Here is a 19,800-nt window from a genome sequence, read left to right on the forward strand (position 1 = left end):
CGGGGCGGGCGGCGGGCCGGCTCCGAGCGACGGCCTGACGCCCGCTCGACTCACTCGGACGTCGCGGGTGCCGTCCTCAGGGTCGTCGCGGTGCCCTCGATGACCGCTCTCAGGCCCGTCTCGAAGCCGCGGTCGCGGTCCTGGAACATCTCGTGGCCGGCCGCGGCCGCCAGCGGGAAGCCGGCGAGGCGCACCGCCCGCGCGTCGAGGTCGTGGCCCCCTCCCCGGTGGCCGGGTCGGGGCCCATCGCCTGCTCCTCGATGACGTGCCCGATGGTGTAGCTGTACGCCGTGAACCAGGCGCGCGCGGCGGCCCCCGGTTCGCGGTAGCGCAGCAGTTGCGCGCGCAGGCCGCTCATCCGCAGGGAGAACGTCTCCCGCCAGTCCTCGTCCGCACCCGGCTCGGCCACGGGCTCGGCGGTCATGCGCCACATCATGTCCGTGGCCACCTCGTCGAGCAGGGCCTGTTCGTCCTTGAAGTGCCAGTAGAGGGCCGGCGCCTTGACGCCCAGTTCCTTGGCGATGGCGCGCAGGGTCAGGCCTTCCAGGCCCACCTCGTTCAGCAGTCGCAAGGCGGTGTCCGCCACGCGCGGGCGACCGCGCCCCGGACGGGACCGCGGACGGGGTACGGCTGTTCGACGCGTTCGGGGGCCGCACCGGACGCTGCTCGCCCTGGGCACCGAGGCCGAACTCCCGGCGCTGCCCGTCCCCACGCTGCGGATTCGGCGTGCGGGCCCTACGGCACCGGCGTCTTCCTGATCCGGCCCGACGGTTACGTCGGCTGGGCGAGCGCATCGGCTGCCGGACTGACGGAATACGCGACCCGGACGGGGGTAGCCGAAGCATCCCGGTAATCGTTCACCGGGCGTGGCGTCGTTCGCGCCCCGGGCACGGCCAGGACCGCGTACGGTACGTAGGGAATTGACCCGGTATTCACCTTCTCGGGGGTTTTGATGGGTTCTCCTCCCGGGCAGGCGCCGGGCAACTCCTGACCGCACACCGCAACGAGGAAGTGCTCGCCTTTCATGACCACTGCACATGAGGCGCCCCCGCGGCCCCGCCGGCTCGACGACGTCCCAGGCTGGTTCCCCGTACTCGACCAGGTGCTCTTCGACTGGCTTCTGAGCCGGCAGGAGGCCGCGGGTGTCCGCGGCGACCTGCTGGAGGTCGGGGTCTACATGGGCAAGAGCGCGATCTTCCTGGGACGCCATCTCCGGGAGGGCGAGCGCTACACCGTGTGCGACCTCTTCGAGGGCGACGCCCCGGACGACGCCAACCGGGCCGAGTCGACGAAGTCGTACAGCGCGCTCACCCGCCAGGTCTTCGAGACCAACTACCTCTCCTTCCACGACGAACTCCCGCGCGTCGTACAGGGTCCCAGCTCGCTCGTGCCCGGCGAGGTCGAGCGGGACTCGTGCCGGTTCGTGCACATCGACGGCTCGCATCTGTACGAGCACGTGTACGACGACATCGCCGCCGCGCGTGACGTCCTGCTGCCGGACGGGGTCGTCGTCCTGGACGACTTCCGCTCGGAGCACACCCCCGGTGTCTCCGTCGCCGTCTGGGAGGCCGTGCTCAGCCGGGGCCTGCGGCCCATCTGCCTGACCACGCAGAAGCTCTACGGCACCTGGGGCGACCCGGAGCCGGTGCAGCGGGAGCTGATGGCGATGGTGCGCGGGCGTGGTGACTGCGGGCTCAGCGTGCAGCAGGCCGCCGGGCACCGCCTCGTCCGGCTGAAGTCGAAGGGGATGCAGGCCCCCGCCTTCCCGCCGTCCCGGCACGCGCAGGACTCGCCCGAGCCGGCCGTGCCCAAGCCCGCCGCGAAGGCCGCGGCCCCCGCGGCGGCGCGCGCCGTCACGTCCCGGACCCCTGGCGGCCGCGCCCGCCGCCTGGCGGTCGACCTGCTGCCGCCGCTGCTCACCCGCGCCATCCGCAAGGCACGCGCGACCAAGCGGGCGACGGCCGCACGCTGACGCCGCGGAGCGGCGACCCCGCCGCTCCGCCGGCCCAGGAGCTGGTCGGCTAGGAGCCGGCCAGCGACAGCTTCACCGCGAATCCGAGGAACAGCGCCCCCGCCGCCGAGGTGGCCCCCGCCGTGAGGCGCCTGCGGCGGCGGAAGGCGGCCGCCAGCTTCGTACCGCCGAATATCAGCGCGCTCAAGTACAGGAAGCTGGCGAGCTGCGCGAAGGCCCCGAGCACGACGAAGGACAGCGCGGGGTAGGCGTACCCCGGGTCGACGAACTGCACGAAGAAGGCGACGAAGAACAGGATCGCCTTGGGGTTGAAGAGGCTGATGACCAGCGCGCGCCGGAACGGCCGCTCGTCGCCCGGTTCCGGCGCGGCAGGAGCCGCCGCGCTCTCGCGCCGGGTCCGCCACATCCCCCAGGCGGCGCGCATCATGCCGATCGCGAGCCAGGTCAGATAGCCGGCACCGGCGTACTTCACCATCCCGAACAGCAGGGCGTTCGCCTGCAACAGCGAGGCCACACCGGCCGCCGACAACGTCATCAGCACGGTGTCGCCGCACCACACCCCGGCCGCGGCCGTGTACCCGGGGCGCACCCCGCGCCGGGCGGCCACGGACAGCACGTAGAGCGAGTTGGGGCCGGGCAGCAGGACGATCAGGGCGAGCCCTGCCAGATAGGTCGGGAGATCGATGACGCCGAACATGTCCAGGAGTGTCGCACGCCGGTACGACAACCGGTCGGGTCAGAAGGCGTCACTCGGTACGTAACGCCCCCACACGTCCCGCAGGGCGTTGCACACCTCCCCCACGGTGGCCCGCGCGCGCAGCGCCTCCTTCATCGGGGGCAGCACGTTGTCGTCGCCCTCGGCCGCCTTGCGCAGCGCCGCCAGGGCCGCGTCCACCGACCGCCCGTCGCGTTCGGCACGCAGCGCGGCCAGGCGTTCCGACTGCCGGGCCTCGATGGCGGGGTCGACGCGCAGCGGCTCGTAGGGCTCGGCCTCGTCGATCGTGAAGCGGTTCACCCCGACGACGACCCGCTCGCCCGCCTCCGTCTCCTGGGTGATCCGATAGGCGTTGCGCTCGATCTCGCCCTTCTGGAAACCGTGCTCGATCGCGGCGACCGAGCCGCCCAGCTCCTCGACCTTCGCCATCAGCTCGACGGTGGCCGCCTCGACGTCGTCCGTCATCCGCTCGACGGCGTAGGAACCGGCGAAGGGGTCGACGGTCGCGGTCACATCGGTCTCGTAGGCGAGCACCTGCTGGGTGCGCAGGGCCAGCCGCGCGCTCTTGTCGGTGGGGAGGGCGATCGCCTCGTCGAAGGAGTTGGTGTGCAGGGACTGGGTGCCGCCGAGCACCGCGGCCAGGCCCTGGACGGCGACGCGGACCAGGTTCACCTCGGGCTGCTGGGCGGTCAGCTGCACCCCGGCCGTCTGGGTGTGGAAGCGCAGCATCGTCGACTTGGGGTTCCTCGCGCCGAACTCGTCGCGCATCACCCGTGCCCAGATCCGGCGGGCGGCGCGGAACTTCGCGACCTCCTCCAGGATCGTCGTACGGGCGACGAAGAAGAAGGACAGGCGCGGGGCGAAGTCGTCGACGTCCATGCCGGCGGCGACGGCCGTGCGGACGTACTCGATGCCGTTGGCGAGGGTGAAGGCGATCTCCTGCACGGGGGACGCGCCCGCCTCGGCCATGTGGTAACCGGAGATCGAGATGGTGTTCCACCTGGGCATCTCGGCCCGGCAGTACCGGAAGATGTCGGCGATCAGCCGCAGGGACGGCTTCGGCGGGAAGATGTACGTCCCGCGCGCGATGTACTCCTTCAGGACGTCGTTCTGGATCGTGCCCGTCAGCTGGTCGGCCCGGACCCCCTGTTCCTCCGCGACCAGCTGGTACAGCAGCAGGAGCAGCGCGGCCGGAGCGTTGATCGTCATCGACGTCGACACCTTGTCCAGCGGGATCCCGCCGAACAGCACCCGCATGTCGTCGACCGAGTCGACGGCGACGCCGACCCTGCCGACCTCGCCGTGCGCGAGGGGCGCGTCGGAGTCGTGGCCCATCTGGGTGGGCAGATCGAAGGCGACCGACAGGCCGGTGGTGCCGTGCTCGATGAGCTGCCGGTAGCGGGCGTTGGACTCCGCCGCCGTACCGAAGCCCGCGTACTGGCGCATGGTCCAGGGGCGGCCCGTGTACATCGACGGGTACACGCCGCGCGTGAAGGGATAGGCGCCGGGCTCGCCCAGCCGCACGGCCGGGTCCCAGCCGTCCAGGGCCTGCGGCCCGTAGACCGGTTCGATGGGCAGTCCGGACTCCGACTCGTGCGCCATGGTGAGTGCCTTCCGCCGAGCAGTGGCCACTCCTTGCGGTGGCTCACTCCTTGCCCACCACGATGCCGCGCCGTTCGCGAGCCGTCATGCGCGGGAAGGCATCTCGGGTGACACCCAGTGCACTCGGTGAGAAGGCGGGGACCGGCATGCGCAAGCCTGGCTCGAGGAGGGCGGCCGCCGCGCTGGCGGCGCTGGTGACGGTGTGCGGCTGCACCGTGCAGGGCGTGGACGCGGACGGCGACCCGCGCGGGCCCATCCACATCGACATCACCCGCACCGCGCCCGCGCCGCCGCCGGCCACCGCCACCTCCAAGGCCCCCACGCGGCCGGCCGCCCCGGCGCCGGCTCCGGCCCCGGCCCGGGTGCTCTCGTCACCCGGCGACCACGGCCGGGACGTGCGCGAACTCCAGGCCCGGCTGCGGCAGGTCGCGTGGTTGTTCGACGGGCCGACGGGGACGTACGACGGCCTGACCCAGCAGGCCGTGCGGGGCTTCCAGGGCAAGCGCGCGCTGCCGAAGACCGGCACCGTGGACACCGTCACCTGGCAGCGGCTGTTGAGGATGACCCGTGAGCCCGGCCGCTGGGACCTGTACCTGATGGGCGGTCAGCCCGCCGACGCGCCCGACGCGCGCTGTCTGACCGGGCGGGTGCTGTGCATCAGCAAGTCGAGCCGCACGCTGCGCTGGATGGTGGACGGCCGCACGGTGACGACCCTGCCGGTGCGCTTCGGCTCAAGTCACACACCCACCCGGGAGGGCAAGTTCCAGGTGTACTGGAAATCCCGCCACCACCACTCCACGCTGTACGACTCGCCCATGCCGTACGCCATGTTCTTCAGTGGCGGTCAGGCCGTGCACTACTCGCCGGACTTCGCCGCCCGCGGCTACGCCGGGTCCTCGCACGGCTGCGTCAACGTCCGGGACGAGGCGGCGATCGCACAACTGTTCGGCGAGGTGAAGAAGGGCGACAAGGTCGTCGTCCACTGGTGAGGTTCGGGGCGCGGGCGGGACCGGGGGAACGTGTCCCGCCCGCGCTCAGGTGCACGAGCCGTAGGTACGGGGGGAACCCCGGCTCCGTGCGACAGCCGATGACCAGTCGGCTCACTCAGTACTGCGCCGACGCGGCCCAAAGCGTCACACCCCTCGGACAGAAATATCTATCGTCCCGCGAAGCTGCAGGTCAGCGGGGCGAGTGCAAGGCGTTCGGCGTCGGCAGCAGCGAGGCCGCCCGCCTGCGCATGTCGGGGAGGAGGGCCGTCGACCACGCGGAGGTGCGGGGGCCGAAGCCGGTGCGGCCGGGTGCCGGGTCGTCGTCCCCGTCGTCGCCGCTGCCCTCGCCGCCGTCGCCGCGACCTCCGCGACCGTCGTCGCCCCTGCCGTCGCCGTTCGAGTGGTCGTCGCCCCTGCCGTCCCTGCCCCAGCCCTTGTCCCGTCGGCCGTCGGAGTCGTCGAGCTCGGTGTCGCAGTACGCGCGCACGCGCGAGCGGCCGCCCGCCGCCTCCCTCAGGGCGCGCTTGCGGTCGGGGTCCAGGCGCCGGCCCTCGCGCAGGTCGCGGCAGGCCGAGGTGAGCGCCCTCCACCAGTCGCCGGCGTCGCGCGTCCGCTCCTCGGCGCCCGCGTCGGCCGAGGGGGTCTCGTCGCCGGGCGCGCCGGGGCTGCCGGCGGAGGGGCCGCCCGTGGTGCCGTCCGGCGCGGCCGAGCCGGGTTCTTCGCGCCGCGTCGGCGGGGACGGGACCGACGGCTGCTCGGGCGGCTCGGCGGCCGAGACGGAGGCGGCGGGGCGCGGATCGTCGTCGTGGAACGGCGTGTCCAGGACTCCGGTTCCGGCCGCGACGGCCACTCCGCCGACCATGGCGACGGCCAGCGCCGCGGCCAGCCCCATCCGCACAGGCCGGCCCCGACGCGGGCGGTGGGCAGCGCGCGTACGGCCACCCGCGCGGCCGCCGATGCACACCAGACCGGCGTCGGACGTCCGCACGGCGCCGGGCGCGTCGAGGGCGGCGAGCTCGCTGTCGCGGTCCGCGCGCACCTTGCGGAAGGCGGCCAGCGCGGCGGCCTCGCCGGGGAGTTCGTCGCTGGTGAGCGGGGGTTTCGCGGAGAGTGCGCCGAGGGCGCGGGCGAGCCGGTCGGCCTGTTCGCGGGTGGCGTCGTCGGCGGCGTCCAGTGGCTCTCCGCTCAGCAAACGCTCCGCCGTCTCGCGGTCCAGCCACCTGTACTGCTCGTCGGCCATCACATGTCCTTCTGCGTCCGCGTGCGCGTAGGCGTCACACTCGCGGACGTCACCGCGCGATCGCGCGGTTCTCGCTGGGGCGGCAGGGCGTCGAGCACACCGGCCGATTCCGGATCGTCGCCGAGGTCGCCGAGCAGTTCGGCGAGCCGTTTCAGCCCCCGGTGCGCCGCGGTGCGCACGGCGCCCGCCCGTTTGCCGAGCGCCTCGGCGGCGGTGTTCGCGTCGAGTCCCACCACCACCCGCAGCACCACGGCCTCGGCCTGGTCCTGCGGCAAGCGGGCGATCAGGGAGAGGGCGTGGTCGGTGGTCAGGGCCTCGATGGCCTCGCCCGCGGTGTCGGACTCCGCGGGCCGACCCGTCAACTCGGTCTCGTCACCGCCGATCGCGGGCCGCCGGCCGCGCATCCGTATGTGGTCCAGGGCCCGGTTGCGCGCTATCCGGGCGGTCCAGCCGCGGAACCGGTCCGCGTCGCCGCTGAACCGCTCCAGGTCCCGGGCTATCTGCAACCAGGCCTCGGACGCCACGTCCTCGGCGTCGAGGTCGCCGACCAGCGTCCGTACGTATCCGAGCAGGCGTGGGTGCACCGCGCGATAGACCGTCCGGAACGCGCTTTCGTCCCCGCTCTGTGCCGCGAGCACCGCGGCCGTCAGCTCCGCGTCGTCCCCCACCGCGCGCGCCCTTCTTTGCGCCCAAGCCGGTGCCGCTCTCACGGACCGGGTTCTCGCCGTCGTGGTTCCTCGGTCGATGGTCGCCGTTCGAGGACCGCTGCGGTCGCGGTGGTCGTCCCGCCTCCGCACTCCGGCGCGAAAGGCACGTTACGTCTTGAAACCGCCTCCCGTCCATGCAGGTAGTCGTCGATGCAACTAACTCGTGACGCAGTGAGGTGTGACAGAAAACGCAGTCATGACGCTGAAGGAAGTACGGGCCGCCGCGCGGCCCGTGCCGCGCGACGGCCGGGGCCTCTCCTGTGGGGGGTGGCGGCCCCGGCCGTTGCCTTGGCCTCCGCCTCACCCACCACCCCGGCCTCACCGCTCGGCACTCCGCGCCCGCCAGTCGTCCCGGCGGCGCGTACGAGCCCGGTGGGCGCCCGCGTCCCGGGCCGCGCGGAACGCGGCCAGAGCCTGCCGCTCGGCCTCCGCGTCCAGCTCGCCGTCCCGCATGACGGCACCCAGCAGTGCCGAGAACCGGCTGCCGCGCCGTCCGTCCTCGGACCGCTGTTGACCCTGCATCACGACTCCCCCGGCCCGGGGGAACCGTCCTGCGGCCCGCCCCCGGCGCCCAGTCGGCGGGCGAGTTGCCTGAGCCCGCGGTGCGCGGCCGTCCGCACCGCGCCGGGCCGCTTGCCCAGCACCCTGGCGGCGGTGGGGCCGTCCAGACCGACGACCACCCGCAGCAGCACGGCCTCCGCCTGGTCGCGCGGCAGTTCGCGCACCAGGGCCAGGGCCCGCTCGGTGGTGACGGACTCCAGGGCCTGCTCGTGCGTGCTGTGCGGGCCGGGCAGATCCAGGACGTCCGGTTCGAGCGCGGTCGGGCGGGGCCGTGCCCGGGTGCGGCGCAGATGGTCCAGCGCCCGGTGCCGGGCGACGGTCGCGGTCCAGCCGCGGAAACCGGCCCCGTCGCCCTTGAACCGGCCCAGGTCCCGGGCGATTTCGAGCCAGGCGTCGGACGCCACGTCCTCGGCGTCGTCGCCGACCAGCCCGCGCAGATAGCCGAGCAGCCCCGGCTGCACCAGCCGGTACGCGACCGAGAATGCGGCCTCGTCGCCGTCCTGCGCCCGCGCGACCGCAGCGCCCAATTCCCCGTCGTGCGCCTGTGCGCGACGGGGTCGCCCTCCCTGGCCCACAACCGTCCTCGTTCGCACCGCGTTCGTAGGAAGTCGGCACCGTGCGACACGTTCCGGCCGTGTCGACGCCCCTGAGGTCATCAGCGTCAGGCCTCACAGAAGTGTCACAGCCCGTCAGACTCCCCGCGGTCCCTCGAGTCACGGCGCCGAGAGGTGTCCCGTCACCGGCCGGCGCTCGCGTCCCGGCACAGCAGCCGCAGCGAACCGTCGCCGGTGAAACAGCGGCGGGCCTCGTCGATGGGGTCCCAGAGGCGGCCGTCCGGCGTGCGGACCCAGTGGTCGCCGCCGCTCGACCACCACTCGGCGCCGGCCTGACGGGCGATCACCTCTCCGGCGTAGGCGCCGAGACCGCGCAGGACGGGTTCCGCGGCGGCGTACGGCGTCCCCTCCCGGCGCAGTTCGTCGATCATCCGGTCGACACGCCACAGGGACTGCGCGGAGTAGTCGAGCCGCAGCCGCGCCCCCTCACGCAGGGTCGCCACCGCGTCCGCGGCCCAGCGCACCGGCTTCGTCGCGGCCGAGGGCCTGTTCTGCGGGGTCGTCCCCGCTTGGGTCGTCGTCACAGTCTGGGTCGTCACACTCGGGAAAGCGCGCTGCAGCAACGATTCGTCACACCTGTTCGGCGGCTGCCCGCAACCGGCGCAGGACCGCCCCACGGCGCCCCGAGGACGGTCACAGGATCCTTGCGCGAACCCGGGTTTACGTTGCCGGATCGGGGGCTCAGGTCCTTGGCGCGGGACTGAGACGGTGGGGTGCGGGCTCCGGGGCCACGGCCCCGGTGGCCCCGCGCTCAGGCGCCGGGCCCGGGGCGCGGTCCCCACCGCGCCGCGCTCAGGAACGGGGTGCCCGGGCCATGGCCCCACCGCGCCGGACTCAGGCGCGGAGGCCCCGGAGCATGGTCACCGCCGCCGTCAGGCTCAGGAACGGGGTCTCGGGGCGTGGCCCCGCACGCCGCGCTCAGGAACGAGGTGCCCGGGCATGCTCCGGGCATGCGGTCCCCGCCGTGACGCGCTCAGGCACCGGGGCCCGCGGCGTGGCCCCGGCCGCGCCGCGCTCAGGCGTTCCTTGCCCGGCGGGAGACCACCGCGCGCAGGACCCTGCGGCCCTCCGTCGACAACTCCAGGGCGCGGCGCAGGCCGGCCGAGCCGTGTTCGGTGAGGAGTTCCAGGACCGTGATCTGGCGGCGCAGTTCGGCGGCGACGAGCGGCGAGACGGCGTCCGTGCGGCCCGCGACGGGGGCCGTCCCCGACCGCACGGATTCGAGAACCCGCGGGAACGTTTCGGCAGATGCCGCGCCGTCCTCCGCCGGGTCGAGCAGACGGTGGATCTGCAACGCCGCCACCGAGCAGCCGTCGGCCCACACCCGGGCCTCGTCGGCCGACCGCACGGCCGGGGCGGCGGCCAGCATCCGCCGGACCAACAGCGCGGCCTCGTCCTCGACGTCCGTCGCCTCCACGACGTCCGCGACGCCCAGCTGCGCGCGCGCCTTGTCCAGCAGCGCACCCCACTCGACGGTGTCGCCGTTGTCCGCGAGGTTCGCCCACAACGGGCGCAGCACCTCGTCGTCACCCCCGAGGAGAGGCACGCACCGATCCAAACAAGCCAGCGCGCTCACGGCCAGCCCGCGTTCGTCGGCCTGCGCGATCAGTTCCACCAGGCTCATCCACGCCTCCCGTTCCGGGGCGCCATCCGTTACGGAGCCCGCACTTCCCCTAACTGCGCGCCATACTGCCGTACTGTCACACCGGCACGACACCAAGTCGGTGAAGGAACAGCAAGAACAGGTTTTCGGCCAACGTGTCGGCACCGGCGCTCAGAACGTCGAGCAGTGGGCGTCACCGTCACCACCGGCGCACTCCCACACCCAGAGCCCCTCGTCCCCGCATACGCCCACCCGCGGGCCGCACGGCCCTGCGCGCCCTCAGCCGAGCTGGTCCGCCAGTTCGCTGAACTCCGCCCAGGAGAGCTCTGGCTCGCCCTCGTCCCACAGTTTCTGGACGGTCGCCCGCAGCGGCATCCGGATCCCCGCCGCCACCTGGTCCTGCGTCTGGGAGTTCGCGAGATCGCACCACACCGCGAAGGAACCGCCGAGGATCTGCCCGTCGTAGCGCGCCGCGACCGGCTGCGTCCCGCGCAGCACCCGCGGCGTCCACTGCTCGTATATCCGCTGCCCCGTGGGATAGACGAAGGTCTGCGGCTGACCGAGGACGTAGTAGAGGAACTCGTCGTTGTAGTTGATGACCTCGCGACCCGCGCTCAGGTACTCCGCCGGCTGTCGCGCGCCGATCTCCTTGCCGGTCCAGTACGCGACCTCGATGTCCTTGTCGGGCTGCACGGAGGCGTCGGTGTAGAAACCGTCGTTCCAGGCGCGCGGGGTGCGGTCGAGCGCCCGGACCGCGGCGGCGCGATCGTTGAGCCAGCCGGTGGCGAGGTCGGCGACGGTGCCGCCGGGGCCGTACGCCTCGCGCGCGGCGGCCGCGAGCTGCGGGTACGAGGCCTGGGGGTCGGACACGGTGAGCGCTCGGTACTCGTCGCCGCCGAGGTGCCACTGGGTACCGGGGAAGAGACCGGCGTACTCCTTGAACAACTCGTCGACGATCTTCCCGGCCTCGGGGTCGGCGATGTCCACGGCGCCGGTCGCCGCGACGCCCTGCGCGTTGCGCAACTGCAGATCCGGATGCGCGGCGATCACCGCGCCCAGGTGCCCCGGTGAGTCGATCTCCGGCACGATGCTGATGTGCCGGCTCTCGGCCAGCTGGACGATCCGCCGGACCTCCGCCTTGGTCAGATGCTGCTCCGAGACGATCTCGGGATGCGAGGCGGACTCGATACGGAATCCCTGGTCGTCGGAGAAGTGCAGCCCCAGTTCGTTGAACTTGAGGTCGCCCAGCTCCCTTATCCGGTCCTCGATCCAGTCGGCCGTGAAGTGCTTGCGGGCGATGTCCACCATCAGTCCGCGCCGCTCCTTGGCCGGCTCGTCCCGCACGACGCCCTCCGGCGCCGTGGCGCCGTCGTGCACGGTCTGCTTCAGCGTGCGGGTCCCGTAGAAGACCCCCGCCTCGCCGGCCCCGCTGATGCTGACCCGCCCGTCGCGGACGGTCATGGTGTACGACTCCTGCTCCGCCCCGTCGGCACCGCTCAACGCCAGCCGGACGTCCCCGGCCCGGGAGTCGTTCCTCTCCCCGGCGTACGTCAGCCCCAGCTCACCGGCGACCAGCCGGCCCTCGTCGGCCAGCCCGGCGTCGCCCACCACGACCCGCCCGCCCTGCGCGGGCCGCCAGCCGGGACCGCGCGCCGGGGAGTGTTCACGGACGGCGGGGATGGTGCGCGGGGCCGTGGACAGGGGGTAGGAGCGGGTGGGCGTCGGAGTGGGGGTCGGCGCGGCCGCCGCCCGGCCCGACGGGCCGTCCGGTGCCCGGGCCGCCGTACCGGCACCGCCGGCCCACAGACCGAGGCCCACCACCGCGACGGCGACCACCGCGATCAGCAACCGCCTTCGCGTCACACTCCGCGCCTGCGCCCTGCGTCTGTGCTGGCTCACTCCACCAACGTACGACCTCGAGCGTCCACCGCGCGTCCTCAAACTCTCCCGTCCGGGTGAAACTCAGGCGCCTCTCGGACACGCCGTGAACACTCTCGATAACGTGACGGCACATCTCCCACAACATCCCCTGTCGACACACGCGACGCCCACGAGGAATCACGCTGCCCGCGCACCGTCTCCCAGACCTCCCCGGCCGAGTCGCCATACCGGTGCAGACCGGCCTGCCGTCCGCCTTGGCGCACTTCAACGCCGCCCCCGCCGCCGAGCTCCAGCACGCCCTCCTCAGCTGCCTGAACAGCGTCCGCTGGGCCCACCGCGTCACGGCCCACCGTCCCTACCCCGACGTGGCCGCCCTCCTCGCCGCCTCGGACGAGGCCGCGTACGACCTCACGGCCGTTGACCTGGCCGAAGCACTCTCGGCCGAGTCCCTGCCGGCCCTCCCGGAGGGCGCGTACACGGCAGCTCACACGGCACTGAGCGCGGCGCACGCGGCCTACGAGGCCCGATTCGGTCACGTGTTCGCCATCTGTCTCGACGACACACCCCCGAGCGAGTTCCCCGACCGGCTGCTGGCCGCCATCCGGTCACGATTGGCGAACGATCCCGAGGAGGAGCGGGTCGTGGCGGCGGAAGAGCTCCGCCGCCTGGCGAGGGGACGGCTGCTGGAGCTGCTCAGGTGCGCGAGGAACCGCGCCACCAGCCACAATGCGCCCGCACCCGGCACATAACGGCACAGCCCGCCTGAATAGCCCGTTCGACTGCCAGTTTGATCACATCGCCAGACCCGGGCTCAGCCGAGCGCCAGCGCGTCGCTACGATGCTGGGGGCCGGTGGACCGTACCCGGCCGGGCCCGTCCGACACCGAAGCCGGCAGGCCCCAATCCCCGCTCCCGGAGGGTTCTTCCGTGCCGGCTGGAACGCTGTACCGCGGCCGGGAAGGAATGTGGTCCTGGGTGGCTCATCGAGTCACCGGCGTCCTCATTTTCTTCTTCCTGTTCGTACACGTGCTGGACACCGCTCTCGTCCGTGTCTCCCCCGAGGCATACGACGAGGTCGTGGCCACTTACAAGACGCCGCTCGTCGCCGTGCTGGAGTACGGCCTCGTGGCCGCCATCCTCTTCCACGCGCTCAACGGCCTGCGTGTCATCGCCGTCGACTTCTGGTCGAAGGGCCCGCGCTACCAGAAGCAGATGTTCTGGTCCGTCGTGGGCGTCTGGCTCGTGCTGATGCTCGGGGCGATCTACCCCGTCCTCGGCCACGCCGCTCGTGAAGTCTTCGGGAGCTGACGCGCATGTCCACCACTGAGAAGACCGCTTCCGGCATCGGCCCCGTCGAGGGCGCCTCCGTGTACACGGTCGACAACCCCGCGCCGCTCATCGAGCCGCCGCGCCAGCGCACCAAGAAGACCCCGCGGACCACGCGCGGCAACTTCGAGATGGCCGCCTGGCTCTTCATGCGGCTGTCCGGCATCGTGCTGGTCGTCCTGGTCATCGGCCACCTGCTGATCCAGCTCGTGCTGGACGGCGGCGTCTCCAAGATCGGCTTCGCCTTCGTGGCCGGCCGCTGGGCGTCCCCGTTCTGGCAGGTCTGGGACCTGCTGATGCTGTGGCTCGCGATGCTGCACGGCGCCAACGGCCTGCGCACGATCATCAACGACTACGCGGAGCGCGCGAACACGCGCCTGTGGCTGAAGGGCCTGCTGTACACCGCGACGGTGTTCACGATCCTGCTGGGCACGCTGGTGATCTTCACCTTCGACCCGAACATCCGCTAGGCACGGGGCTGAGGTACTACTGATGAAGATCCACAAGTACGACACCGTCATCGTCGGCGCCGGTGGCGCCGGTATGCGCGCCGCGATCGAGGCGACCAAGCGCAGCCGCACCGCCGTGCTGACCAAGCTCTACCCCACCCGCTCCCACACGGGCGCCGCGCAGGGCGGCATGGCCGCCGCGCTGGCCAACGTGGAGGAGGACAACTGGGAGTGGCACACCTTCGACACGGTCAAGGGCGGTGACTACCTGGTCGACCAGGACGCCGCCGAGATCCTGGCGAAGGAGGCCATCGACTCCGTCCTCGACCTGGAGAAGATGGGCCTGCCGTTCAACCGGACCCCGAACGGCACGATCGACCAGCGGCGCTTCGGCGGCCACTCCAGGAACCACGGCGAGGCCCCGGTCCGCCGCTCCTGCTACGCGGCCGACCGCACCGGCCACATGATCCTCCAGACGCTGTACCAGAACTGCGTCAAGGAGGGCGTGGAGTTCTTCAACGAGTTCTACGTCCTGGACCAGCTGATCACCGAGGTCGACGGCGTGAAGCGCTCGGCCGGTGTCGTGGCGTACGAGCTGGCGACCGGCGAGATCCACATCTTCCAGGCGAAGGCCGTGATCTACGCCTCCGGCGGCACCGGCAAGTTCTTCAAGGTGACGTCGAACGCCCACACGCTGACCGGTGACGGCCAGGCCGCGGTCTACCGCCGCGGTCTGCCGCTGGAGGACATGGAGTTCTTCCAGTTCCACCCGACCGGCATCTGGCGCATGGGCATCCTGCTGACGGAGGGCGCCCGCGGTGAGGGCGGCATCCTCCGCAACAAGGACGGCGAGCGCTTCATGGAGAAGTACGCGCCGGTCATGAAGGACCTGGCGTCCCGCGACGTCGTGTCCCGCTCCATCTACACCGAGATCCGTGAGGGTCGCGGCTGCGGCCCCGAGGGTGACCACGTCTACCTGGACCTCACCCACCTGCCGCCGGAGCAGCTGGACGCGAAGCTCCCGGACATCACCGAGTTCGCGCGCACCTACCTGGGCATCGAGCCGTACACGGACCCGATCCCGATCCAGCCGACGGCGCACTACGCGATGGGCGGCATCCCGACCAACGTCGAGGGTCAGGTCCTGGCGGACAACACCACCGTCGTCCCGGGTCTGTACGCCGCCGGCGAGGTCGCCTGTGTCTCCGTGCACGGCGCCAACCGCCTCGGCACCAACTCGCTGCTGGACATCAACGTGTTCGGCAAGCGGGCCGGCATCTCGGCGGCGGAGTACGCGCAGAAGGCGTCCTTCGTCGAGCTGCCGGAGACCCCCGAGTCCCTCGTTCTGGAGCAGATCGAGCGGCTGCGGACGTCGACGGGCAACGAGCGGGTGGCGGTCCTGCGGCGCGAGCTGCAGGAGACCATGGACGCGAACGTCATGGTGTTCCGCACCGAGCAGACGATCAAGACGGCCGTCGAGAAGATCGCCGAGCTGCGCGAGCGGTACAAGAACGTGGCGATCCAGGACAAGGGCAAGCGGTTCAACACGGACCTGCTGGAGGCCATCGAGCTGGGCAACCTGCTCGACCTGGCCGAGGTCATGGCGGTCTCCGCGCTGGCCCGCAAGGAGTCCCGCGGCGGTCACTACCGCGAGGACTACCCCAACCGCGACGACGTCAACTTCATGCGCCACACCATGGCGTACCGCGAGGTCGGCGCCGACGGGTCCGAAACCGTCCGTCTCGACTACAAGCCGGTCGTCCAGACCCGCTACCAGCCGATGGAGCGTAAGTACTGATGGCTACACCCGTTCTGGACAAGGCCCAGGCGCAGTCCGCGGCCTCCCCGTACATCACCGTCACCTTCCGGATCCGCCGCTTCAACCCGGAGGTCTCGGCGGACGCGACCTGGGAAGACTTCCAGCTGGAGATCGACCCCAAGGAGCGTGTCCTCGACGGTCTGCACAAGATCAAGTGGGATCTGGACGGCACCCTGACGTTCCGTCGCTCCTGCGCGCACGGCATCTGCGGCTCGGACGCCATGCGGATCAACGGCAAGAACCGCCTTGCCTGCAAGACGCTGATCAAGGACATCAACCCCGAGAAGCCGATCACGGTCGAGCCCATAAAGGGCCTCACGGTCCTGAAGGACCTGATCGTGGACATGGACCCGTTCTTCCAGGCGTACCGGGACGTGATGCCCTTCCTGATCACGAAGGACACCAACGAGCCGACGCGTGAGCGTCTGCAGTCCGCCGAGGACCGGGAGCGCTTCGACGACACGACGAAGTGCATCCTGTGCGCGGCGTGCACCTCCTCGTGCCCGGTGTTCTGGAACGACGGCCAGTACTTCGGCCCCGCGGCGATCGTGAACGCCCACCGGTTCATCTTCGACTCGCGTGACGAGGCCGGTGAGCAGCGCCTGGAGATCCTCAACGACCGTGACGGCGTGTGGCGCTGCCGTACGACGTTCAACTGCACGGACGCCTGCCCGCGCGGCATCGAGGTCACCAAGGCGATCCAGGAGGTGAAGCGGGCGCTCATCACGCGCCGCTTCTGACCTCCGTCCCGCCCCGTGTGTGAGGGCCCCGCCCGCGGTACGCACCGCAGGCGGGGCCCTCGCGCGTCCGCGGCCGGCTGAGGACGGTCCGGTAAATGCCGGGGTTCGGGCGTTCGCCGACCTACGCTGACGGCATGTCAGATGACGAGTCGTACGAGCTGCTCGGTTTCGACAACGTGCTGTTGCCCGTCGGGGACCTCGGCGAGGCCGTGGGTTTCTACGAGCGGGCCGGGTTCACGACGGGGTTCCGGATCGACGAGGCCGGGATCGCGTTGCTGAAGGTCGGGGGCGAGACGCCCGGGCTCCTGCTGCGCGAGGAGGAGGAGTTCGGGCACCGGCCGCCGCCGTGGCCGTCCCCGCGGGTGTGGCTGGAGGTGCCGGACGCGCGGGTGGCGGCCGAGTCGCTGACCGCCGCGGGCGTCCCGCTGCTCGACGCCCCCTACCCCGTGGTCACCGGCTGGACGGTCGAGATCGCCGATCCGTGGGGAAACGTCGTCGGGTTCACGGACTACAGCAAACGGCCGGAGCTAGGCCGGATTTCGTGACCCGGAAACCCGTCGGCCGGCCGGTGCCACCATCACCTTGAACGCGTTCAAAAACAGGGCTACAGTCATCCCTGTCAGCGTTTTGAACGCGTTCAAGAAAGGGTGGGGGACATGGACCGCACGGTCGTCGCCTACGTCATCTACCTGGTCGTCAGCATCTCCCTGACCATGTGGGTGGCCCGTACGCTCAGCCGGAACGGGCGGGTCTTCCTGGCCGACGTCCTGCACGGCAACGAGAAGCTCGCCGACGCCGTCAACCACCTCCTGGTGGTCGGCTTCTACCTGGTCAACCTCGGCTTCGTCGCGCTGTACCTGAGCGGCGACGAGACCATCACCGACACGCGCGGCGTCTTCGAGGCACTGTCGACCAAGCTCGGCGTGGTGCTGCTGGTGCTCGGGGTGATGCACCTGTGCAACGTGTACGTGCTCAACCGGATCCGGCGGCGCGGCGTGATGGAGCGGGAGCAGCTGCCGCCGGTCCCGCCCCAGGAGTGGGTCGCCCCGGCGACCGGGGCGTGAGCACCGTGGGGACGGCGGAGGGGGGCCGGGGCGCAAACGCCGCTTCGGTCCCGGCGGGGGGCCGGGACGGGGGCGACGCTTCGGCTCCGGCCGGCCGGGACGGGGGCGGAGCCACGGGCCCGGCCGGCCGGGATGAAGGCGGCGCCTCCGTCCCGCAAAGGGGCCGGGACGGGACCGACGCCTCCGGACCGCCAAGCGGCCGGGACGGGGCCGGCGTCGTCGGAGCGCGGGCGGGGCGCGGTCGTGGGGGTGCTTTCGCCTCGGACGGGGGTCGAGGTGGAAGTGGTGTGGCTGCGGTCGCGGTGGGGGGCCGGGGCGCGGAGCGCGTCCCGGTTCGCCGGCTGACCGTGCTGTACGACGCCGAATGCTCCCTGTGCACCTTCCTGCGGGACTGGCTCGCACGGCAGCGGCAGCTGGTGCCGCTTGACCTGGTGCCCGCCGGCTCCGCCGAGGCCCGGCGGCGCTTTCCCGGGCTCGACCACCGCACGACCCTCGACGACATCACCGTCATCGGCGACGGCGGACAGGTCTACCGGGGCGCCGCCGCCTGGACCGTCACCCTGTGGGCGCTGCGCGAGCACCGCCCGCTCGCCCACCGTCTCAGCACCCCGGCGGGGATGCGGGTCGCCAAGGGGGCCGCGCTGGCCGCCGCGAAGTGGCGTGGCGGCCAGTGGGGCGGACAGGCCTACCAGCGCGCGGAAGGGTGGACGTACGAACCGTCCCTTGGCTGGGTGTACCTCCCCAAGGGGTGCGCGGACGGCGCCTGTCCCACTGACTAGGCTTTCTTCGTGCCCGCGAACAACGACAGCCCGAACGAACGCCCCGGTGCGGGCGGCGGTCCGCCGGCCAAGGCCGAGCAGACCAAGTCCGAGCAGACCCGTGCGCTGATCCTGGAGACCGCGATGCGGCTGTTCCGGGAGCGCGGGTACGACAAGACGACCATGCGGGCGATCGCGCAGGAGGCCGGGGTCTCCGTCGGCAACGCGTACTACTACTTCGCCGGTAAGGAGCACCTGATCCAGGGCTTCTACGACCGGGTCGCCGCCGAGCACCAGGCGGCGGTCCGGGGCGTGCTGGACCAGAAGACCGACCTGGAGTCACGGCTCGCGGGCGTCCTGAAGGCCTGGCTGGACGTGGCGATGCCGTACCACGAGTTCACGGTGCAGTTCTTCAAGAACGCCGCCGACCCGGACAGCCCGCTCAGCCCGTTCTCCCCGGAGTCGGAGCACGCGCGCCAGGAGGCCATCAGCGTCCACAGGGAGGTGCTCTCGGGTTCGAAGACCAAGGTGGCGCCGGAACTCCGCGACATCCTTCCGGAGCTGATGTGGCTCTCCCAGATGGGCCTCGTCCTGTACTGGATCTTCGACCGCACGGAGGGGCGGGAGCGCAGCTACCGCCTGGCGGAACGCGGCGCCCGCCTCACCGCCCGGGGCGTCTCCCTGGCCCGCTTCCGGGTGCTCCGGCCGCTGGTGCTGGAGGTGCACGAGCTGTTCACGGACTTCCTGCCCGGGATGACCAAGGTGCTGCCGGATCCGGGGGGCAAGGGCCGGGCAGGGTGATCCACGATCGGGTGAAGCCTCTTGATCGGGACGTTCGGATCCTCACCGGCCTACGATGATGCTCTCGACACCAGCCCCTAGGAGGCACGCGATGTCCGCCGCATCCGTCGAGCAGCCCTTCGACGACGACGAGCCGTTCTCGCTCACGGCCATCGCCGACGAGATCATGGAGCGCCATCCGGGCTACCGCGTCGAGATCATCGGAGGCCACCTCCTCGTGACCCCATCACCGGATGCCCCGCACGCCCGTGCTCTGACCAAGCTGATGCGGCCCTTCATCGCCGCAGGGCTGGACGACGGCGAGACCGAGGTTCTCCAGAACGTCGGTCTCTGGCTGCCCACCGGGACCGAGGACTACGCCATCCCCGATCTCGTGGTGGTGGATTCCGACATCGATGATCACTTCGTCGAGAACAACGCCTACGATTCGGTCTGCTTCCGCCTCGTCCTGGAGGTCACGTCCAGCAACTGGAAGGACGACCTGAGGACCAAGCCCGGCGCCTACGCCCAGGCCAAGATCCCCGTCTACCTCGTCGTCGACCGCAAGCATCAGCGGCTCCACGTCCTCACGGAGCCGACCGGGAGCGAGTACGCGAACCACCGCGTGCACGCTCCCGGCGAGACGATCACCTTGCCCGAGACGATCGGCGCCGAGGTCACCCTCGACGTGGAGCAGATCATCAAGGCCGGGCAGCGGAAGGCTAACTGACGGCGTCCACCTCCCCCTCCGCCAGCTCCACGTCGTGCACCAACGGCCCCTCACCGACCGCCACATGACCCGCGCGTGAGTGGTGCGTCGCCGCCGTCACCGCCAGCAGGTACGTCCCCGGCCCCGGCACCGCCACGATGTACGAACCGTCCGCCAGCGACGTCACCCGGTCCAGCTGACGTCCGCCGCGCGACAGCAGTGTCACCACCGCTTCCGGCACGGGCTCGCCGTCCGCCGTGCGGATGAAGCCG

At 71.7% G+C, this 19,800-nt stretch carries 22 protein-coding genes and 2 pseudogenes; 13 read left to right on the forward strand and 11 right to left on the reverse strand.

The genetic code is table 11. The annotated features are described in order from the left end of the window. Positions 1–50 precede the first annotated feature (50 nt). Positions 51–586, reverse strand: a pseudogene (locus AB0O67_RS13490) (TetR family transcriptional regulator). On the opposite strand from AB0O67_RS13490, the pseudogene AB0O67_RS13495 reads away from it, so the two are divergent. Continuing rightward, positions 586–853, forward strand: a pseudogene (locus AB0O67_RS13495) (pentachlorophenol monooxygenase); the annotation flags it as partial. The pseudogenes AB0O67_RS13490 and AB0O67_RS13495 overlap by 1 nt on opposite strands. Positions 854–1,024: 171 nt before the next feature. After that, positions 1,025–1,972 carry a class I SAM-dependent methyltransferase gene (locus tag AB0O67_RS13500; protein ID WP_365449394.1) on the forward strand — a complete coding sequence of 316 codons (948 nt, stop codon included), beginning with the start codon at positions 1,025–1,027 and terminating at the stop codon, positions 1,970–1,972. A gap of 49 nt (positions 1,973–2,021) precedes the next feature. On the opposite strand, the gene leuE is transcribed toward AB0O67_RS13500, so the two are convergent. Next, positions 2,022–2,669, reverse strand: a complete 648-nt coding sequence (gene leuE, locus AB0O67_RS13505) for a leucine efflux protein LeuE (protein ID WP_365449396.1) — start codon at positions 2,667–2,669, stop codon at positions 2,022–2,024. A 39-nt stretch (positions 2,670–2,708) separates the two neighbouring features. Further along, entirely contained in the window at positions 2,709–4,289 is a 1,581-nt protein-coding gene (locus AB0O67_RS13510) for a methylmalonyl-CoA mutase family protein (protein ID WP_365449398.1), read from the reverse strand. A 146-nt stretch (positions 4,290–4,435) separates the two neighbouring features. On the opposite strand from AB0O67_RS13510, the gene AB0O67_RS13515 reads away from it, so the two are divergent. Next, positions 4,436–5,278, forward strand: coding sequence for a L,D-transpeptidase family protein (locus AB0O67_RS13515; RefSeq protein ID WP_365449400.1), 843 nt, complete (start codon positions 4,436–4,438; stop codon positions 5,276–5,278). 190 nt (positions 5,279–5,468) lie between these two features. On the opposite strand, the gene AB0O67_RS13520 is transcribed toward AB0O67_RS13515, so the two are convergent. From AB0O67_RS13520 to AB0O67_RS13550, 7 genes are all read right to left on the reverse strand, one after another. Beyond that, positions 5,469–6,518 carry a hypothetical protein gene (locus AB0O67_RS13520; RefSeq protein WP_365449402.1) on the reverse strand — a complete coding sequence of 350 codons (1,050 nt, stop codon included), beginning with the start codon at positions 6,516–6,518 and terminating at the stop codon, positions 5,469–5,471. After that, entirely contained in the window at positions 6,518–7,186 is a 669-nt protein-coding gene (locus AB0O67_RS13525; protein WP_365449404.1) for an RNA polymerase sigma factor, read from the reverse strand. Before AB0O67_RS13525 ends, AB0O67_RS13520 begins: the two co-directional genes overlap by 1 nt. A gap of 357 nt (positions 7,187–7,543) precedes the next feature. Then, positions 7,544–7,747 (reverse strand): hypothetical protein, encoded by a 204-nt coding sequence (locus tag AB0O67_RS13530; RefSeq protein ID WP_365449406.1) that lies wholly within the window; start codon positions 7,745–7,747, stop codon positions 7,544–7,546. Further along, the gene (locus AB0O67_RS13535; RefSeq protein WP_365449408.1) at positions 7,747–8,361 is read right to left on the reverse strand and encodes an RNA polymerase sigma factor; all 615 of its coding nucleotides are present in this window, start codon (positions 8,359–8,361) and stop codon (positions 7,747–7,749) included. Before AB0O67_RS13535 ends, AB0O67_RS13530 begins: the two co-directional genes overlap by 1 nt. A gap of 161 nt (positions 8,362–8,522) precedes the next feature. Next, complete coding sequence (locus AB0O67_RS13540) at positions 8,523–8,924, reverse strand: hypothetical protein (protein ID WP_365449410.1); 402 nt, start codon at positions 8,922–8,924, stop codon at positions 8,523–8,525. Between the two features lie 491 nt (positions 8,925–9,415). Beyond that, entirely contained in the window at positions 9,416–10,024 is a 609-nt protein-coding gene (locus tag AB0O67_RS13545; RefSeq protein WP_365449412.1) for a hypothetical protein, read from the reverse strand. A 258-nt stretch (positions 10,025–10,282) separates the two neighbouring features. Continuing rightward, positions 10,283–11,902 (reverse strand): glycoside hydrolase family 20 protein, encoded by a 1,620-nt coding sequence (locus AB0O67_RS13550; RefSeq protein ID WP_365449414.1) that lies wholly within the window; start codon positions 11,900–11,902, stop codon positions 10,283–10,285. A gap of 212 nt (positions 11,903–12,114) precedes the next feature. Here AB0O67_RS13550 and AB0O67_RS13555 point away from each other — a divergent pair, with 212 nt between their 5' ends. From AB0O67_RS13555 to AB0O67_RS13600, 10 genes are all read left to right on the forward strand, one after another. Beyond that, complete coding sequence (locus AB0O67_RS13555; protein WP_365449416.1) at positions 12,115–12,633, forward strand: 2-oxo-4-hydroxy-4-carboxy-5-ureidoimidazoline decarboxylase; 519 nt, start codon at positions 12,115–12,117, stop codon at positions 12,631–12,633. Positions 12,634–12,810: 177 nt separating this feature from the next. Beyond that, positions 12,811–13,191: a succinate dehydrogenase, cytochrome b556 subunit gene (gene sdhC / locus AB0O67_RS13560; RefSeq protein WP_365449418.1), complete on the forward strand. Its 381-nt coding sequence runs from the start codon at positions 12,811–12,813 to the stop codon at positions 13,189–13,191. Positions 13,192–13,196: 5 nt separating this feature from the next. Continuing rightward, positions 13,197–13,679: a succinate dehydrogenase hydrophobic membrane anchor subunit gene (locus AB0O67_RS13565; RefSeq protein ID WP_365449420.1), complete on the forward strand. Its 483-nt coding sequence runs from the start codon at positions 13,197–13,199 to the stop codon at positions 13,677–13,679. Positions 13,680–13,701: 22 nt separating this feature from the next. Next, entirely contained in the window at positions 13,702–15,456 is a 1,755-nt protein-coding gene (gene sdhA / locus AB0O67_RS13570; RefSeq protein ID WP_365449422.1) for a succinate dehydrogenase flavoprotein subunit, read from the forward strand. Further along, positions 15,456–16,217 carry a succinate dehydrogenase iron-sulfur subunit gene (locus AB0O67_RS13575; protein ID WP_365449424.1) on the forward strand — a complete coding sequence of 254 codons (762 nt, stop codon included), beginning with the start codon at positions 15,456–15,458 and terminating at the stop codon, positions 16,215–16,217. The genes sdhA and AB0O67_RS13575 overlap by 1 nt, the downstream gene beginning before the upstream one ends. A gap of 134 nt (positions 16,218–16,351) precedes the next feature. Beyond that, a complete protein-coding gene (locus AB0O67_RS13580; protein ID WP_365449426.1) occupies positions 16,352–16,762 on the forward strand; it encodes a VOC family protein in 411 nt (136 codons plus the stop codon). Between the two features lie 111 nt (positions 16,763–16,873). After that, the gene (locus AB0O67_RS13585) at positions 16,874–17,281 is read left to right on the forward strand and encodes a hypothetical protein (RefSeq protein WP_365449428.1); all 408 of its coding nucleotides are present in this window, start codon (positions 16,874–16,876) and stop codon (positions 17,279–17,281) included. A 287-nt stretch (positions 17,282–17,568) separates the two neighbouring features. After that, the gene (locus AB0O67_RS13590) at positions 17,569–18,060 is read left to right on the forward strand and encodes a DCC1-like thiol-disulfide oxidoreductase family protein (RefSeq protein WP_365449430.1); all 492 of its coding nucleotides are present in this window, start codon (positions 17,569–17,571) and stop codon (positions 18,058–18,060) included. Positions 18,061–18,069: 9 nt separating this feature from the next. Beyond that, positions 18,070–18,840: a TetR family transcriptional regulator gene (locus AB0O67_RS13595; protein WP_365449432.1), complete on the forward strand. Its 771-nt coding sequence runs from the start codon at positions 18,070–18,072 to the stop codon at positions 18,838–18,840. A 91-nt stretch (positions 18,841–18,931) separates the two neighbouring features. Next, positions 18,932–19,549: a Uma2 family endonuclease gene (locus AB0O67_RS13600; protein WP_365449434.1), complete on the forward strand. Its 618-nt coding sequence runs from the start codon at positions 18,932–18,934 to the stop codon at positions 19,547–19,549. Here AB0O67_RS13600 and AB0O67_RS13605 read toward each other — a convergent pair. After that, positions 19,542–19,800 (reverse strand): carboxypeptidase-like regulatory domain-containing protein (locus tag AB0O67_RS13605; RefSeq protein ID WP_365449436.1); only part of this gene is annotated, 259 nt, incomplete at its 5' end. The two genes, AB0O67_RS13600 and AB0O67_RS13605, sit on opposite strands and share 8 nt — an antisense overlap.

This window comes from Streptomyces sp. NPDC086077 (assembly GCF_040686175.1).
Classification (GTDB): Bacteria; Actinomycetota; Actinomycetes; order Streptomycetales; family Streptomycetaceae; genus Streptomyces.

What these genes read in the sequence shown, in the direction of transcription:
- AB0O67_RS13600 (WP_365449434.1), top strand. Translation starts at nt 18,932, where the DNA reads ATGTCCGCCGCATCCGTCGAGCAGCCCTTCGACGACGACGAGCCGTTC.
- AB0O67_RS13585 (WP_365449428.1), top strand. Translation starts at nt 16,874, where the DNA reads ATGGACCGCACGGTCGTCGCCTACGTCATCTACCTGGTCGTCAGCATC.
- sdhA (WP_365449422.1), top strand. Translation starts at nt 13,702, where the DNA reads ATGAAGATCCACAAGTACGACACCGTCATCGTCGGCGCCGGTGGCGCC.
- AB0O67_RS13565 (WP_365449420.1), top strand. Translation starts at nt 13,197, where the DNA reads ATGTCCACCACTGAGAAGACCGCTTCCGGCATCGGCCCCGTCGAGGGC.
- AB0O67_RS13500 (WP_365449394.1), top strand. Translation starts at nt 1,025, where the DNA reads ATGACCACTGCACATGAGGCGCCCCCGCGGCCCCGCCGGCTCGACGAC.
- AB0O67_RS13545 (WP_365449412.1), bottom strand. Translation starts at nt 10,024, where the DNA reads ATGAGCCTGGTGGAACTGATCGCGCAGGCCGACGAACGCGGGCTGGCC.
- AB0O67_RS13520 (WP_365449402.1), bottom strand. Translation starts at nt 6,518, where the DNA reads ATGGCCGACGAGCAGTACAGGTGGCTGGACCGCGAGACGGCGGAGCGT.
- AB0O67_RS13575 (WP_365449424.1), top strand. Translation starts at nt 15,456, where the DNA reads ATGGCTACACCCGTTCTGGACAAGGCCCAGGCGCAGTCCGCGGCCTCC.
- leuE (WP_365449396.1), bottom strand. Translation starts at nt 2,669, where the DNA reads ATGTTCGGCGTCATCGATCTCCCGACCTATCTGGCAGGGCTCGCCCTG.
- AB0O67_RS13515 (WP_365449400.1), top strand. Translation starts at nt 4,436, where the DNA reads ATGCGCAAGCCTGGCTCGAGGAGGGCGGCCGCCGCGCTGGCGGCGCTG.
- AB0O67_RS13580 (WP_365449426.1), top strand. Translation starts at nt 16,352, where the DNA reads ATGTCAGATGACGAGTCGTACGAGCTGCTCGGTTTCGACAACGTGCTG.
- AB0O67_RS13510 (WP_365449398.1), bottom strand. Translation starts at nt 4,289, where the DNA reads ATGGCGCACGAGTCGGAGTCCGGACTGCCCATCGAACCGGTCTACGGG.
- AB0O67_RS13530 (WP_365449406.1), bottom strand. Translation starts at nt 7,747, where the DNA reads ATGCAGGGTCAACAGCGGTCCGAGGACGGACGGCGCGGCAGCCGGTTC.